Origin of the sequence: Streptomyces sp. NPDC049915 (assembly GCF_040656475.1) — a bacterium.
Taxonomy (GTDB): Bacteria; Actinomycetota; Actinomycetes; order Streptomycetales; family Streptomycetaceae; genus Streptomyces.
The window spans coordinates 22,849-37,313 of sequence record NZ_JBFAMH010000045.1 but is presented as its reverse complement, the minus strand read 5'-3'; the positions used below and the strand labels follow the sequence as shown (position 1 = coordinate 37,313).

Here is a 14,465-nt window from a genome sequence, read left to right as displayed (position 1 = left end):
TACCCGACGCGGTGACCACAACCATCTCTCCCTCCGCTTGAACCCGTGAAGTTTCGGCAGCACCTGGCACGGGTTCGCCGGAACATGTGCGCTTTGCGGGGATCGGTGTTGGATGCGATGGCGACGCTGTTCTTCTCCTCGCGCTCGGTCAGAACCTGGAACAGCAGCTCAGCGCCGTGCCGGTCCAGTTCCATGTAGCCGAGCTCGTCGATGCAGAGCAGGTCAACGCGGCCGTAGCCGGCGATGGTCTTGTTCAACTGCTTCTCGTCCGCGGCCTCGACCAGCTCGTTCACTAGCCTCGTCGCGAGCGTGTAGCGGACCCGGTAGCCCTTCATCGCAGCCTCGGTGCCCAGGGCGATCAGCATGTGGGACTTGCCGGTGCCGGAGTCGCCGATCAGGCAGAGCGGCTGGCTCTTCTTGATTCACTCGCAGGAGGCGAGGGTGTGGATGGTGGCCGGGTCGATGTTGGGGTTGGCGTCGAAATCGAAGGTCCGCACCGACTTCTCCCTGGGGAAGCCGGCAGCCTTGATTGGCAACTGCTGTGGGCAGAGCGGTCGCCGGGCCGGAGTCGTGGATCTGCAGCCAGGTCCCCGCCTCGTCGGCCTGGGCACCGAGGGCCGGAAGCAGGGAGAACATGGTCCAGCGTCCGCTTTCAGCGATCCGCCAGCGCTTCCGCGGACTCTTCCTGTGGTCCACTCAAACCCGCACCACTCGGCCCAAGTTCCGCCCTTCCGACCGCTCACGTTCCGCTCTGGCAGCCCAGTTCGTCTCCGCCACGCTAGCGGCATCGGGTGGGCGCACCCGATGCGGCCGACGTGACTCTGTGGGATCTCGTCGGTGTCGCGGTCGCCGACAAGGGAACGCTGATAGGGCAGCCGTCTGCGTGCGTACGACAGAATTCCTGTCATGCACGGTTACGAGAGCTCCGCGACCTGGACACCTGAACCGACTCGGCCCCGCTGGCAGTTGGTCCTGCGCTTCGCTGCCACCCTGGTGTGCTTCCCTGTGCTTTGCGCGCTATGGCTGGCGGTCGCGGCCGTGTTCTTCGTCGTTGGGCTGTTCGCTGACGCGATCGCGGCCGTGAGCGACGGCTTCGAACGCGGATACATACGGTTCATGGATGACACGCTGGGCGGCATCGCCCGGCTGGGTTCTTGGTTCGTGACCTGGTCGGAGCTGCGCTACGAAGGAAACATTGAGTACTACCGGGCCCGGGTCGATCGATGCGTCACCCACTGGACCACTCTGGCCTCCGCCCCGCGCGAGCCCAAGAAGTCGCGGCCGCCCGTGGAATGCGCCATCCCCCTTCGTGACTACCGTGGCGTGGGCGCCGGATACGTGGCTGAGGTTGCTCTGAGACAGGGATGGGAACTGCGGCCGTCGGACGTTCGCAAGGAGGTACGCCTGTGGTGGTCGGCCGCCTCGCGCGTTGACTGACACCGCATGGTGCCGCCGCGACGTTCGTCGGACCGGCCTGGGCAGGGTGTCCAACCACCATCCGGTTCTGCAACCACGATCGGCGACCGCGTCACCTTCGGCATCGAGGCCGGCACCGGTCCTCGTACGCGCCCATCACGGCCGTGAACTGGGTGCAGTCGTTGGTGTTCCCGCCAGTGACGTGAAGGCGAGCGGACGCCCACGGCATCGCACGCCAGGTGGATTTTGCTGGTCAGGCCACCCCTGGAGCGTCCGAGTGCGGGGCTGAAGGCGGTCAGCGTCGCCTGACGCCAACCTCTCACTGACGTACCGTCAGATTCTTCGTCAGGAGCGATTCTCCGCTCGAGGCCCTCGTGCGCGCCGGACCGGTGGAACCGTGGAACGGGCTCAACATTCCTTGGATTGCATCCTCACCGGCTGCAGGCTGAGCGCGGGTGGAAAGGGCCGACACATGGCAACCGCATGCCGACCTGTTGGGGGACTGAGTTCGTCGAAGGGGAAGACGAGGAATTGTCGAACCTGTGGGCGCGCGGAGTCACGACGAGGGGTTGGCTCCCTGGATGATCTGCCAGCGGTGAGCTGTGTTTGCTGGGGCGAGGAGAGACGTTCCTGCCCCGCGGAGGGTCACGAGGGCGGTGTGGGAGGGATCGAGTTCGTCGGCTGGATGCCCGTAGAAGAGGATCTCCGCCAACTCTAGGTCGATCGGGGCCGCAAGGTCGCGGATGTGGTGAAAGCGCGCCCCCGAGGCGGACTGGTCCTCGGATGCAGCGCACGACAACGGTTGCCTTGTCCCCCACGGTGCTCCGTATCTCGTCGATCTGGAGTTCCGCGTCAATGCCCGAGTGTTCGGATGTCATCGTCACGCTGTCATGCTCTCAGAGAGGGATCCTCCTTTCGTGGAGTTGTTGACCCGCAGGAGTTGGACCTGACGTCCCTGGCACTTCGCGACGGCGGAGACATGTCGGATACTTGGGCAGCGATCTCTCTGACGACGACGATCCAGTTGTCACCACTGGTACCGACGGTGCTTGGACGTGGGCGTGCGAGCAGGGCGGCACGTATGGACTCGACGAGCGGATCTTGAGGGCTGTTCCGCGGGGACCGAAGCCGTCGCGCTGCATGACAACGAGAGCCGATGCGCTGGTTCAAGTACGCGGTAGACGGCGAGATCAGCGTCGACCTTCACACTCTCTAGGCGATCGAGCCGACTGGGCAGGAGCCGACAAAGCTGGACGCGACCACGCGGGCTCGCCTCCTGGCCCCGTTGCGCCTCTTCACAGTGTCTTGGGGCTGGTGGAGAACGCTGTTGGCATCCGCTTGACGAAGCCCGGGGATGCCGGCGACGGGGGTGGGAGCGGCAGATTGTGTGGTCTGCCGAATTGAACTCTCAAGCGGCTGCCGTTCAGTGCAGAGAGTTGAGGCGATGAGAATGCTTAAGGGCCGGCCCTGGTTAAGGGGGCCGGCCCTTCGCTGTGCCGCCTCGCGGAAGTACTACCAGCGGAGTCAGTCGGGCTACCTATGGTGTCCTCATCAACCGGCGTCGATGGCCTGGCTGTTCTTGTGTTTGACAAGGAGGGCCAGCATCTTGTCGAACTCCTCCGGCGGCATCCTGTGGATCAGGAAGTACGCGGCCTCTGCACCGTCGTCGTAGGGAAACTTCTTCAATTGCCGGCTTCCTGCCTCAGCCTTCGCGTCGGTGCCGCTGGGTTGTACGGGCACGGAGGGTGTGGCTGACCCTACTGCAGTGGCAGGCCTCTCGTCCGCCGAGGCCGTCGACGTGGGAGCGGCTTGGCCAGCGTCGGTTGGCGCTTCCTTCGGTGCTGAGGAAGCCTTCGTATCCCGCTCCCCGGAGATTACGACGTAATCACCGGCAGGGCTTCGGTCAGACGTGGGCTGGTCGTGTGTGGTGCTGTCGGGGGCCTGGGTGATTACGGCGTAATCACCAGCGGGGCCAACGGTGGTGCTCTCTGTACCTCCCTGTGTTGTCTTCTCGTGCCGAGCCTTGGCTGTGCGGCCTCTGTCCTCTTCCTTCCTGGCCCGCTCCCTCTTCAACTCTTCCAGCGCTGCTTCTTGCTGGTCGGCTGGCTTGTTGCCGACTGCGCGCAGGAGGTCGATGGGTTCCTCGCCGATGCGGGACTGCAGTTCAGGAGTCAGGTTGAGCAGCGCCAGGCGTTGCGACACCCAGCCCTGCGAGCGGTGGAGGCGCTTCGCCAGGGCTCGCTGGCTGCCGTGAATGGCCAGCAGTCGTTGAAGGGCGCGAGCTTCGTCGATCTCTTCGAGGTCTTGCCGGTGGATGTTGGCGACGAGGGCGGATTCGAGGAGTTCCTCGGATGTGGCGCCCTGGTCGTCGCTGACCATCACCTTGATGGTGGCGAGTCCGGCTTCCCGAGCGGCGGCGAGGCGGCTGCTGCCGTCGACCACAACGTGGGTGGTTTCTGCCTCGAGTTCGGCTTCCTGACTGGGGTTGGCTTTGATGTAGGCGTCACGGTTCATCACCGTGATGGCCTGCTTCTGCCCGTGGGTCTTCAGGCTGCCGGCGAGGTCGGTCAGGTCTCCGAGTGAGGAGCGGGGGTTGTCGGGGTTGAGGCTGATGCGATGGACGGGAAGTTCTGTGGGGTCTGCGACGCCTTCGGTGGGGACTCCTGTGGCAGCGGCCACCGCTTGGCGGCGTGCGCTGACCGTGCGTACTGCCGCTCCGAAGCGGCCGGCGCCCAGCTGGTCGGCCTTGCTCGTCACAGGACCTCCCTTGCCAGGGCTCGCATGCTGACGGCCTGCTGCGACTTGGGCGCGTAGGACAGCAGGGGCTTCTTCACTCGTACGGCTTCCTTCTGTTCCTTGAGGTCGCCGATGAGTCCGACGACCCGTGGATCCTTTATGTCGACCCACCCCTGGAGCGACGAGGTGGCGATGTAGCCGCGCCGGGAGTCGTACAGGTTGACGACGATGCCGAGGTAGTCGATGTCGACCTGAAGGTCACCGCGGAGGTCGTCGATCTGCGTGGTGAGCAGTTCGTAAGCGTCCGCCGAACTGTCTTCGGCTTGGACAACGATCAGGGCACCGGACTGGCCGGGCTTCTCACCATCACGGCGCCGGCCGTAGTAGGCGGCCGCATCCATGCTGAGACCCAGGCTGGGCGGGCAGTCGACGATGATTACGTCGTAATCGGCTTCCAGCGGGGCGAGAGCCCGCTCAAGGGCTGCTTCGCGGGCGCGTACTGCGGAGAGGCGTACGTCGAGCAGGAAGGCGTCGTTGCAGGCGGGCAGCAGATGGAGCCGGCCGCCGAAGCTGTCCTCGTCGATAGAGACGATGAGGTCGCGCAGGTCGCCCTTAGGGTCGCCCGCCATATGGTTGGTGAGGCTGTCGCCGTTCATCGGCAGGGGCGTGGCCCCCAGTTGGTTGGTGAGGTGGCACTGCGGGTCGAAATCGACCAGCAGCACCTTGAGGCCGGGACCAGGCAGGTTCTCGACGTCGAGCGGGTCATCTGCCGAGGGTGCTTGTGCTGCCTCTGCTTGCGCTTCGCTTTCCCTCAAGGCCTTGGTGAGTGCCTTTGCCACGCGCACCGGGTGAAGGACGTCTGGGGCTTCAGCGAGTGCCTCCCCGAGCCCTGCGGTGATTGCCGTTTTCCCAACGCCGCCCTTCTGGTTGCAGACGATGACCCGGCGAGCGATCTCCGGCCGTTCGACTTCCGGAGCGGGGTTGGCGTCGAGCCACAACTGGACGGACTGAGCAAGCCCTTGTGTGAGCGAGACGCCTCGGTCTGCTGCGGTCTGGCGGAACTCGTCCCACTGCCCGAGAGGCAGGAAGGTTGAGAAGGTGTCGGAGCCAACGGTGTCGATGCTGGCGACAGAGGAAGCAAGGCTGCACCAATCCCTGATGCCCGCTTCGACTGCAGCCTGGATTTCGACGCCGTGCTGGGCGGCTCTGACTTTGAGGTTCTGCCGGAGCCATCCCGGCAGTTTGGAGACGACCTTCTCGCGGTCGTTGGAGGAGGCTGACGTACTCATGAGGACACCATACTAACGTCCTTGATCGTTCGCGCCATCGGCACGTTAGTTAGCAAACTCTGATGGCGCATCGGCACAGGCAGTCTCCAAGCACTGGGTGATTACGCCGTAATCACCTACTGGTCCCGCCGTTCCGAGCACTCAGGGAAGTAAGCGAGCAGCACGAGCAACGCGACGCCAGTCCGGCTGACAGCGTCGACTCGCCGGATAGCCCTGTGAAACGCACGAGAGCCCGTACCCCGGCGCAGGCGGTACGGGCCTTCATAGGCTCAGTTCCAGCCCGAAGTAGCAGCAAGGCGACCGGGGTCGAGGGCCCTGCGGCAGCGGAAGGCTGAGATTGGGCTTCAGACGCGGGGCAGGTGGCGGCTCATGAGGGCCCGCAGCCGCTCCGCGTCTTGGCAACGAGCGCAGTCCGCGCTTGGGCAGTACCTCCACGAGCAGGATGTTCGGGTCGCGGTGCTGAGCAGGACCACGTGGTCGCGTGTTTCGCGGTACCCGCGGAACACGCGACCAGCGCTGCACGAGCGCCGCGTGCGCGGTCTCGGCCGCGACCCCCGACTCGCTGCCGACCGTGGGGTCTCGCTTACTCAGGGACTGGCTCAGTCCGTCCAGTTGTGGCTCGACGCCAACCCCGCTCCGGAAGTCGAGCGCCCTGAGATCGCTCGCCGGGTCATCGTCTGCAACCAGAAGGGCGGTGTCGGTAAGACGGCGATCGCCGCAGGTCTCGGTGAGGCGCTGGCAGAGGATCCGGAAGCCCTGTACCCGGTGCGGGCGGCGAAGGCCCTCACCAAGGCCTTGAGGGAAAGCGAAACGCATACAACGCAGCCCGCGGCGGACGACCCGCTCGACGTCGAGAACCTCCCGGGTCCCGGCCTCAAGGTGCTGCTCGTCGACTTCGACCCGCAGTGCCACCTCACCAACCAGCTGGGTGCTTCTCCCCTGCCGATGCAGGGCGACAGCCTCACCAACCACATGGCCGGCACCCCCAAGGGCCGACCTCCGCGACCTCATCCTCTCGGTCGATGAGGCGGGCACCGCCGCCAGGCTTCACCTTCTGCCCGCCTGCAACGACGCCTTCCGCCTCGACGTACGCCTGTCGGCAGTGCGCGCGGGAAGCCGCCCTCGAGCGCGTCCTCGCACCACTCGAAGATGATTACGACGTAATCATCGTCGACTGTCCGCCCAGCCTCGGCCACAGCATGGACGCCGCCGTCCACTACGACCGCGCCGCGATGGTGAGAAGCCCGGACCGCCGCCTGCGAGGAGGCAACGGCGCGATCCCGCTGGTGACCTCCTACGACGTCCACGAGCGAGTCTGGAACCCGCCGATGCCGCTGCTGTTCCAGCGCGATATCGGCACCGAACACCGCGCTTTCACCCCGACCGCGCTCCGCAAGCTTCTGATCAACGCGCTGGCCGTCACCGGCCTAACCGATGCCGACGGCGAACCGCTCGTCTTCTCCCCCCACGACTTCCGCAGGATCTTCGTGACCGACGCCATCATGAACGGCCTGCCACCGCACATCGCCCAAGTGATCTGCGGGCATCGGAGCCTTGACACGACGATGGGCTACAAGGCGATCTACCCGGCAGAGACCATCGAGGCCCACCGCGCCTTCATCGCCCGCCGCAGGGCGACGCGGCCCAGCGAAGGGTATCGGACCCCCCTGAGGAGGAATGGGACGCATTCCTCGCGCACTTCGAGAAGCGGCCCACTGACATGTCGGCGCCCAGGGCCGCCGGGCGGACAGGTAGGCGACACGAAGTTCAGAGAAGAAGCTGGCACCAAACTTACACGGTGTCTGGGGTGGCCACGGTCGCTGTCGGGAAGGCGAGTTGGCCATGCCGGCAGGCACATCAGCCCTATCGTCAGCGCAGCGTTACCCGGCCGGTTGGCCGGGTCCGGCTCGATCGGATGTGCCCGGCTACGAAGATGGTTGGCGCAAAACCATATTCATGACTGCCGCATTTCGGGCGGCCGGGTAACCCACAGTGAATGATGAGAACTTGCAGTGTGAGCTACAGCATATTCAATGTGGCTTACATCACATCTCGGCGTCCGACTCCAACGCCGTCCGGCACAAGGCGGAGTCCCCTGTCCGACAGCCGGCGTAATCCTCAAGGGTCTCCCCCGGTCCCCGGGCGAGGGTCGGGCAGCGGCTGGGCGGGTTCGTTCGCAACTCAGTCAGCGCGCAGTGCGCGCTCACCCCCGGGACTCCGCGGGCGTCCGGCTTCCGCCGAGTCCTCCCGGCTGTGCCCCAGGTCCTCCGCGACATCCGCCTGGTCGTGCATGTAGTCGGTGCCGACGGTGGCCGGCCTTGCGTGGCTGTGGCTGGCCGGGTTCGAGGTTGAGGTCGTGGCTGCGCTCCTTGCAGCTGGCATCGTCGGTGCGGTTGTCGCCCTCGGCAAGGACATCGCGAAGGCGCTGAGCCACTTCCGCATGCGTCAGGCCTGATGCTCATGGACACCGAGACGCCACCGCGCAGTTCAGCAGCGCGCTTCGGCGTGCGATCGACGATGCGCCCGGCGGCAAGCTCCTGATGCGGGACTTGGCTGATCGAGCCGGAGTTCGCACGTCGCTGGTCAGCGATGTACTGAGGGGGAGAGCTCTTCCCCGGCGTTCCGTGGCGCTGGCTCTCCTTGACGCAGCGGGCGTGAAACCGGATGCCAGGAGCATCGTTATGGATCTCTGGCTGGAGGCCGCGCAAAGCAGAAGCGCAGATCGGCCGTCTGTTGTCTCGCAGGAAGAGGCCGCTCGCCCGGTCCCGAAGCGTGGGGTGCGCCGGGCTCCGCAACCAGTGCCGACCTTCGGCCAGCCCGATCCGATCCGGGCGCGGGACGCTGCGGAGCTGACGCAGGCCCTGCGGGCCGCCCTGGTGTGGGGCGGTTCGCCGTTACTGCGTGAAATGGAGGCGCGCAGTAACGGTCGGCTGAAGCGCAGCACCATCAGCGACATGCTGCGTAGCACGACGCTGCCCGACTACGACCGGTACATCGCGTTCCTGCGCGCGTGCGGCATCGAGGCGAGGAACCTTGATGTGTGGGTGTTCACGTGGCGGAGGTTGAAGGCTTTGGAGACGCCGGAGATCACTCATGGATGCCCGGCATGCGGCCGGTGGACAGAACGGGAACGGGTTCGTAGAACCCCCGCCACGTTCGAACGGTGCCCTGGGAGAGACGCCCTCTCCCAGGGCACCGTGCAATCCTGGGTCAGTGCCTGGCGCTCAGGCGCTGTTCAGCTGCACCGAGGTCGGGGCGGAGGGTAGGGCGAGGGAGTACAGGCGCTCACGGACGCGGCGTACGACGAGCGAGTCGGCGCCGTGGATGTCGGTGGCGATCGTCAGCAGCTCGGTGCCCAGCCCCTGCCGGTCGGCCTCCGGGGGCATGGCCCGCCACAGGCTGTAGGCGCGGCGGGTCGCCTCCTCGACGTCCGGGTGCCCGGGGCCCTGGATGGTGACCCGGAGCTGCACGGCGTGCAGGTACCAGCCCAGTCCCGTGGCGTGATCGGCCATCAGGGCGGCCAGGTAGCCGCGGACTTCGCGGACCTGGACGGTGTGCAGGTGGAGCTCGCCGTACTCGGCGGTGACGTCCTGGTCGAGCTGGGCGGCGAGCGCGGCCGCGTCCTGCGGGCGGCCGTCCTGGGCGACTTCGGCCACCCGGACGAGCCGGGCGCGCAGCGTTTCCGGCGGCAAACCCCGATCTGCGGGCGTCGTGCCGGAGGCGGGCGTGGCCCAGAACTCCGGTGTCACGGTGCCCCAGGGACGGTAGAGCGGCTCGGACATGGACGAACTCCCCTGCTGCGGTGCGAGGTTCACCAGTCCACCACACGGCGGACCTCGGTGATGCGGGTGATGTAGCTGGTGGAGTTGCGCCAGCTGTCGTAGGTCACGATGCGGGTCTTCACGCCGGTGTGCGGCGCCTCGATGACCATTCCGTTGCCGACGTACATGCCCACGTGGCCGGGCCGGGCGTCGGAGCCGTCCGAGCCGGGGTTGAAGACCAGGTCGCCGGGCTTGGGGTCGTCGATGTCGACCTGGGTGCCGACGTTGACCTGGTCGTAGGTGGTGCGCGGGATGCTCACCCCGGCCGCCTTGTACGCCTGCTGCATCAGGGAGGAGCAGTCGCACCAGTGTGCGGGGTCTTTCCCAAGGGCGTCGGTGCAGTCGCCGCCCAGGTGGTACCAGCCGCCGCGCTGCTTGAGCGCCCACGCCACCGCGACGCGGACCTTCTTCGGCGTGCCGGAGGGCAGCTCGTACCCAGCTGGCAGGGTGCCGTCCTCGCTGGCGGAGGGGGCCGCGAACTGGGCCGACATGGCCATGATGTTCTGCACGTAGTTGTAGGTCTGGCCGCCCGCGAAGGACTTCGGCGGCACGCCCCGGAACTGGTCGACGCGTCCCCAGCCGGCGTTGTACCCGGCCAGGGCGAGCTCGATTGGGGCGCCGGTGTAGTCGGGATGCTTCTTGGCCTCCTTCAGCAGGGAGCACATGAACTTGCCCTGGGCCGGGATGGCGTCCGCCGGGTCCCATACGTCCTTCTTGCCGTCCCCGTTGCCGTCCACCCCCCACGTCGCCCAAGTGCCGGGCATGAACTGGGCTATGCCCTGCGCCCCGGCCTCGCTTCCGGCCTGCGGGTTGAAGCCGGACTCCTGCTTGAGTTGCGCGGCCAGCACCGCCGGGGACAGACCCTGGTCGCAGTCGGCGGCCGCCTGCAAAATCAGCGGCGCGTACTCGGAGGGCACGCCGCCCTTGCCGATGCGCAGCCCGCCGACCGGGTTGCCGACGGTGCTGTCGTCATCGTTGAACGTCGCGATCAGCAGCACCACGCTCAGACCGAGCGCGAGGGGCGTCATCACGAAGCCGACGCCCAGGGCGAGCAGCAGGCGTTTGGCCGCCTTGCCCTTCATACGGTCCCCCTCTTGACCGACACTCAGATTTGCTCTCACAAATCTGAAATTCGCACGCCGGGATGGGAACCGGCGTCCGAATGCGTGCGTGATGTTGTGTGACAGTACGCCATCGCTGCATCTCAACGAGAGCAGTGAAACTACTTGTTGGGCACGCACGGTGCGCGTGTAAGGTTCCAGTGAGGGGGGCGTGGCGGCGGTAGGCCAGAGCTGCGATTAGCCTACGCAAACGTCAAACGGGAATGTACGGGGGAATAATGGGCAAACAACCCGTTGCGGCTCCGACGCTGCCCGAAGGGGCACGTCTGTTGGTGCCGGTGATGTCTGCCGTCGGCGGCAGCGGCCGCACCACGGCCGCGAGCCTGCTGGCCGCGGGACTGACCGCGAGCGGTCCCGCCGTGCTCTTGGACCTGGCCCCGCGCCTGTCCTCGCCCTGGCCCGCCCGGCTCGCCGAGCAGGGTGCCGGCGGGCTGGCCGCGCTACCGCCCGACCAAACCCTGACCCGCAGCGCGGTCCAACAGGCCTGCGGCGTCAGTGTCACTTTGGACGGGGCCACATGGCAGGTGCTGTCGGACGGGCGGGACTGGCATGCCCCGCCGCTCGTCCTGCCGGAGCCCCCGGCCGCCTGGTACCAGCTGGCCGCGATCGGCGGGTGGCAGGCCGTCGTCGCCGACACCGTGCACCCGCTCGCCCACGACCTGCTGGCCGCCCGCTGCGCCGGAGAGCTGGGGCACACCCGCGGTTGGTACGAACTGCCGTACGCGGTGCCCGTGCTGTGCGCGGCCGCCACCGCCGATGGCATCCAGGCCCTGCAGCAGGCTGTGACGGCCCTGCACGCCGAGGGGCTGCCGCTCAACCGCACCGTCGTCGTCCTGGTCGCCGCCGGCGACGGCCGCCCGCCGGCCGCGGTGCGCGCCGGGGCCACCATGCTCAGCGCCCGCACCGCTGGCGTGGTGCACCTACCCTACGACCCGCACATCCGCGCGCACGGCCTGCACACCGCCCGCCTGCGCTCACGCACCCGGCAGGCGGCCGCCCAGCTCACCGGGGCCGTCCTCGCCGCGGCGCACACCGCCTGGGGCCGGCCGCTCCCGGAAGCACCGCAGCCCGCCCCGATCACCCCTGCACTCTCTGCCCGTTGACGAGGAATCGGATATGAGCCAGCTCCTGACCACCCTGAACGCTGCCGCTGACACGCACTGGCACACGCTCGCCGACGCGGTACCCGGAGTCACCCCGGAGATGCCCAAGGACGTCGACCAGCCCGTACAGAAGATCCTGAACTGGACCGCCGGTCTCGGCCTGGCCGGGGCCGTCCTCGGAGGCCTGCTCGGCTGGGCTGCCGTGGCCGTGGGCCACAACTCGGAGCGCGCCGCACTGGCCGCACGCGGCAAGCAGGCCATCCTCTGGAGTCTGTTCGGCGCCGGCGGCATCGGTGTCACCGCGGCCCTGGTGACCACCTTCTACAACATGGCCAAGTGAGGCAGGCGTGGTGAGCGACAGCAAGACCCGCAAGGCCCGGCTCACGCTCGCCGCGCTCGGCGTTCTGGTGGTCGGCGCGCTGATCGGCGGCGGCGTGACCGCGGCGACGCTGCTCGGGGGCGATGACTCCAAGTCCGGCAACACGCCGCCCGCACCGACCACGGCCAAGCCGTCAGCCTCGTCCTCGAACCCGCTGGCGACGATGACCCCGGCCAAGGCCCGTAAGTTCACACTGCAGAAGCCCACCGGACAGAAGGACGGCCTCTCCACCGGCTTCTCCAAGGGGCCCGTCGGAGCGGTCTCCACTGCCGTGTACTTCTGGGAGGAATACGCCTTTCTCGACGATCAGAAGGCCCGCCAGCAGCTGAACGCAATCGTCTCCCCCGATGCCGAGGGATACGTCGACGAGCAGGTCTCCGAGGTGCGCAAGCTGCGTGAACAGGTGGGCCTTCCACCGTCCGGCGGCACCCCGGCTGGCATTACGTTCAGCACCTCGGTCAGCGCCGTACGCGTGACCTCCCTCAAGGGAACCGAGGGGAAAATCGTGCAGGTCTGGATGAACTACGACCGGTACGCCACGAAGGCGGACGGCACCCCGGACGGTGACTCGTTCAAGGACCAGGACACCGATCTGTTGCTGAAGTGGCAGAACGGCGGCTGGAAGATCACCAATGAGCCGCAGTACTGGGCGAAGCGTTCCTACGCGCATGCCTACTTCCCCGACGAGCACCTCTCCTGGGTGGATGGCTGGCGGCAGGTGGGGCATGCCGACTGACCGGCGACCTCGTCCGCTGAGTCGACTCGTCGCTCTCCTCGCCGCCCTGCTGCTCTGCCTCGGGACCGGCGTGAGCACGGCCCCTTCGGCTCAGGCCCAGGACGCTCCGCGGTGGCACGTCGACTACGGCCCCGATGACGGCAAGGATTGCCCTGCGGACTGGCAGGGCGAATGCAGCGTCGACAAGAACCACCATTGGTGCGAATACCGCGAAATCGACGACGAGAGCGTATGTCCTGCTCCTGAGGGTGGCGAGGGCCCAGGCACCATCGGGGTCTGTGAGAACGCCGGCGGCGACAAGTCGGATGAGTGCAAAGAGGAAGACTGGGACAAACTGGAGCAGAAAAAGCTCGAAAAGTGGCGACAGATCAACCAAGAGGCCGTGAGGTCAGGGAACCTCTCCCAATCCGACTATGACAAGCTCAACAAATTTCTGACAAATTGTCTCAAACAGCACAAAGGTTGGTCGTTCCAGACCTGTAACGAGGCCGCGTACAAGAAGTACGGGCCGACCGGCGGGCAGAGCCTGGGTGACTGGATCGGTAAGAAGATCTCCGAACTGGCGCGGAACGCGCTGGAGGAGGCCGCCCAGTACATCGGTAACGCCGTGGTCTGGCTGCTGCAGCAGTTCGCCGACATCTTCAACAAGACGTCAGTCATCAACCTGGACTCCACCGGCATCAGCCAGCCGATGGGGATCGCCACGGCCCTGTCTGCGGTCATCGCCGTGTTCCTGCTGCTCCTGCAGTTCGGGAAGGTGGCGATCAGCCACCAGGGCGGGCCTGCGGCGACCGCCATCTCCGGGCTGGCGAAGTGGGCGGTCATCAGCGCGGCGTACTGGACGGTGACCACGACCGCGCTGCAGCTGTCCGACTCGATCTCCACCTGGATCATCCACTACTCGTTCACAGGCGGGGGCAGCACGGCCGGTTCCGCGTCGGACGCCATGAAGGCGCAGTTCGGCAAGATGTTCGGGGGCCTGATCCTCGGCGGTGGGGGCGCCTCCACGGCCGGCGGCGCGCTGATCACCGGTCAGGGGGTGGCCGCGTCCGCGGTCGGGGTGGTCATCGTCATCGGCGTCGTGTGCATCCTGGCCATCGGCGCACTGTGGGTCGAGATGCTGCTGCGGCAGGCCGGAATCATGATCCTGGTCGCCACCATGCCGATCACGCTGGTCGGGCAGATGTCGGACGCCACCAAGGACTGGTGGCCCAAGGCCCGCGACGCGCTGCTCGCACTCATCCTGATGAAGCCGATGATCACGTTCTGCTTCGCGATCGGCTTCTTCGCCATCGAGCAGGGCGAGGGTGTGCAGAACATGATCGTCGGCCTGGTCATCTTCCTCATGGCGTGCTTCTGCTGGCCTGCCATCGCCAAGTTCATGACGTTCTCCACCCTGGGTGCCGGCGCCGCCGTGGCGAGCGGCCTGATGAGCTCGGTCGGCTCCTCGGCCAGCTCGATGAGCGGGGCCGGAGTGGTCGGCGGGGGCTCCGGTTACACCCGGGCCCTGGAACAGGACAACGCCCAGTCGGGCATGGGCTCCAGAGGCAAGAAGGACTTCACGAACACGTCCAAGGGGGAGCTCCAGGGCTCCTTCGGGAAGGGGGCGGGGCGCGGGCGTCTCAGCACCCGGGTCGCTGGCCCTCTCGGATTGGGCCTGCAGGTCATGGCCGCGGGCAAGGGCGTTCTGGAGTCCGGGATGGCGAACACGGCCGCGCACGCGGGGCTGGACACCGCTTCGCCTGGCGGCGGTCACGTCGTCATCGCGCCACGCAGACCGGACAGGTCGGACAGGGCGGTCCCGCCGCCCGCCGAACAGACCAGCGGGCCCGGCGCCAGCAGTGCGCCGAGGGAGGGATAGCCC

The 14,465-nt window shown here is 67.0% G+C and carries 12 protein-coding genes and 3 pseudogenes; 9 read left to right on the top strand and 6 right to left on the bottom strand.

Annotated features, from left to right (window positions below):
• Positions 1 to 107: 107 nt before the first annotated feature.
• A pseudogene (locus tag AB0J12_RS37790) lies at positions 108 to 530 on the bottom strand (ATP-binding protein); the annotation flags it as partial.
• 376 nt (positions 531 to 906) lie between these two features.
• Between AB0J12_RS37790 and AB0J12_RS37785 the strand changes: the two are divergent.
• Positions 907 to 1,437: a hypothetical protein gene (locus tag AB0J12_RS37785; RefSeq protein ID WP_363269319.1), complete on the top strand. Its 531-nt coding sequence runs from the start codon at positions 907 to 909 to the stop codon at positions 1,435 to 1,437.
• A 133-nt stretch (positions 1,438 to 1,570) separates the two neighbouring features.
• Here AB0J12_RS37785 and AB0J12_RS37780 read toward each other — a convergent pair.
• The 3 genes and pseudogenes from AB0J12_RS37780 to AB0J12_RS37770 form a co-directional block, all read right to left on the bottom strand.
• Positions 1,571 to 1,697 (bottom strand): annotated as a pseudogene (locus AB0J12_RS37780) (IS5/IS1182 family transposase); the annotation flags it as partial.
• Between the two features lie 1,270 nt (positions 1,698 to 2,967).
• On the bottom strand, positions 2,968 to 4,173 hold the full coding sequence (locus AB0J12_RS37775; RefSeq protein ID WP_363269318.1) for a ParB/RepB/Spo0J family partition protein: 1,206 nt from the start codon (positions 4,171 to 4,173) through the stop codon (positions 2,968 to 2,970).
• A complete protein-coding gene (locus AB0J12_RS37770; protein WP_363269317.1) occupies positions 4,170 to 5,441 on the bottom strand; it encodes a ParA family protein in 1,272 nt (423 codons plus the stop codon). Before AB0J12_RS37770 ends, AB0J12_RS37775 begins: the two co-directional genes overlap by 4 nt.
• A gap of 564 nt (positions 5,442 to 6,005) precedes the next feature.
• Between AB0J12_RS37770 and AB0J12_RS37765 the strand changes: the two are divergent.
• The 4 genes and pseudogenes from AB0J12_RS37765 to AB0J12_RS37750 form a co-directional block, all read left to right on the top strand.
• Positions 6,006 to 6,667: pseudogene (locus tag AB0J12_RS37765) on the top strand (AAA family ATPase); the annotation flags it as partial.
• Positions 6,641 to 7,441: a site-specific integrase gene (locus AB0J12_RS37760; protein WP_363269320.1), complete on the top strand. Its 801-nt coding sequence runs from the start codon at positions 6,641 to 6,643 to the stop codon at positions 7,439 to 7,441. The pseudogene AB0J12_RS37765 and the gene AB0J12_RS37760, both read left to right, overlap by 27 nt.
• Positions 7,442 to 7,740: 299 nt before the next feature.
• Positions 7,741 to 7,896 (top strand): hypothetical protein, encoded by a 156-nt coding sequence (locus tag AB0J12_RS37755; RefSeq protein WP_363269316.1) that lies wholly within the window; start codon positions 7,741 to 7,743, stop codon positions 7,894 to 7,896.
• Between the two features lie 85 nt (positions 7,897 to 7,981).
• Positions 7,982 to 8,707, top strand: coding sequence for a helix-turn-helix transcriptional regulator (locus AB0J12_RS37750; protein ID WP_363269315.1), 726 nt, complete (start codon positions 7,982 to 7,984; stop codon positions 8,705 to 8,707).
• Here the strand turns inward: AB0J12_RS37750 and AB0J12_RS37745 are convergent.
• Together AB0J12_RS37745 and AB0J12_RS37740 are read right to left on the bottom strand one after the other, a co-directional pair.
• Positions 8,666 to 9,223 (bottom strand): hypothetical protein, encoded by a 558-nt coding sequence (locus AB0J12_RS37745; protein WP_363269314.1) that lies wholly within the window; start codon positions 9,221 to 9,223, stop codon positions 8,666 to 8,668. The genes AB0J12_RS37750 and AB0J12_RS37745 overlap by 42 nt on opposite strands.
• Positions 9,224 to 9,252: 29 nt before the next feature.
• Positions 9,253 to 10,344, bottom strand: a complete 1,092-nt coding sequence (locus AB0J12_RS37740; RefSeq protein WP_363269312.1) for an NlpC/P60 family protein — start codon at positions 10,342 to 10,344, stop codon at positions 9,253 to 9,255.
• A 320-nt stretch (positions 10,345 to 10,664) separates the two neighbouring features.
• Here AB0J12_RS37740 and AB0J12_RS37735 point away from each other — a divergent pair, with 320 nt between their 5' ends.
• The 4 genes from AB0J12_RS37735 to AB0J12_RS37720 are packed head-to-tail and all read left to right on the top strand — an operon-like array spanning position 10,665 to position 14,462.
• Positions 10,665 to 11,486, top strand: a complete 822-nt coding sequence (locus tag AB0J12_RS37735) for a hypothetical protein (RefSeq protein WP_363269311.1) — start codon at positions 10,665 to 10,667, stop codon at positions 11,484 to 11,486.
• A 13-nt stretch (positions 11,487 to 11,499) separates the two neighbouring features.
• On the top strand, positions 11,500 to 11,826 hold the full coding sequence (locus AB0J12_RS37730) for a hypothetical protein (protein ID WP_363269309.1): 327 nt from the start codon (positions 11,500 to 11,502) through the stop codon (positions 11,824 to 11,826).
• A 10-nt stretch (positions 11,827 to 11,836) separates the two neighbouring features.
• Positions 11,837 to 12,601 (top strand): hypothetical protein, encoded by a 765-nt coding sequence (locus AB0J12_RS37725; protein ID WP_363269307.1) that lies wholly within the window; start codon positions 11,837 to 11,839, stop codon positions 12,599 to 12,601.
• Positions 12,591 to 14,462: a hypothetical protein gene (locus tag AB0J12_RS37720; RefSeq protein ID WP_363269306.1), complete on the top strand. Its 1,872-nt coding sequence runs from the start codon at positions 12,591 to 12,593 to the stop codon at positions 14,460 to 14,462. The genes AB0J12_RS37725 and AB0J12_RS37720 overlap by 11 nt, the downstream gene beginning before the upstream one ends.
• The last annotated feature ends 3 nt before the right edge of the window (positions 14,463 to 14,465 follow it).

What these genes read in the sequence shown, in the direction of transcription:
- AB0J12_RS37770 (WP_363269317.1), bottom strand. Translation starts at nt 5,441, where the DNA reads ATGAGTACGTCAGCCTCCTCCAACGACCGCGAGAAGGTCGTCTCCAAA.
- AB0J12_RS37735 (WP_363269311.1), top strand. Translation starts at nt 10,665, where the DNA reads ATGTCTGCCGTCGGCGGCAGCGGCCGCACCACGGCCGCGAGCCTGCTG.
- AB0J12_RS37745 (WP_363269314.1), bottom strand. Translation starts at nt 9,223, where the DNA reads ATGTCCGAGCCGCTCTACCGTCCCTGGGGCACCGTGACACCGGAGTTC.
- AB0J12_RS37750 (WP_363269315.1), top strand. Translation starts at nt 7,982, where the DNA reads ATGCGGGACTTGGCTGATCGAGCCGGAGTTCGCACGTCGCTGGTCAGC.
- AB0J12_RS37740 (WP_363269312.1), bottom strand. Translation starts at nt 10,344, where the DNA reads ATGAAGGGCAAGGCGGCCAAACGCCTGCTGCTCGCCCTGGGCGTCGGC.
- AB0J12_RS37785 (WP_363269319.1), top strand. Translation starts at nt 907, where the DNA reads ATGCACGGTTACGAGAGCTCCGCGACCTGGACACCTGAACCGACTCGG.
- AB0J12_RS37730 (WP_363269309.1), top strand. Translation starts at nt 11,500, where the DNA reads ATGAGCCAGCTCCTGACCACCCTGAACGCTGCCGCTGACACGCACTGG.
- AB0J12_RS37720 (WP_363269306.1), top strand. Translation starts at nt 12,591, where the DNA reads ATGCCGACTGACCGGCGACCTCGTCCGCTGAGTCGACTCGTCGCTCTC.
- AB0J12_RS37760 (WP_363269320.1), top strand. Translation starts at nt 6,641, where the DNA reads ATGGACGCCGCCGTCCACTACGACCGCGCCGCGATGGTGAGAAGCCCG.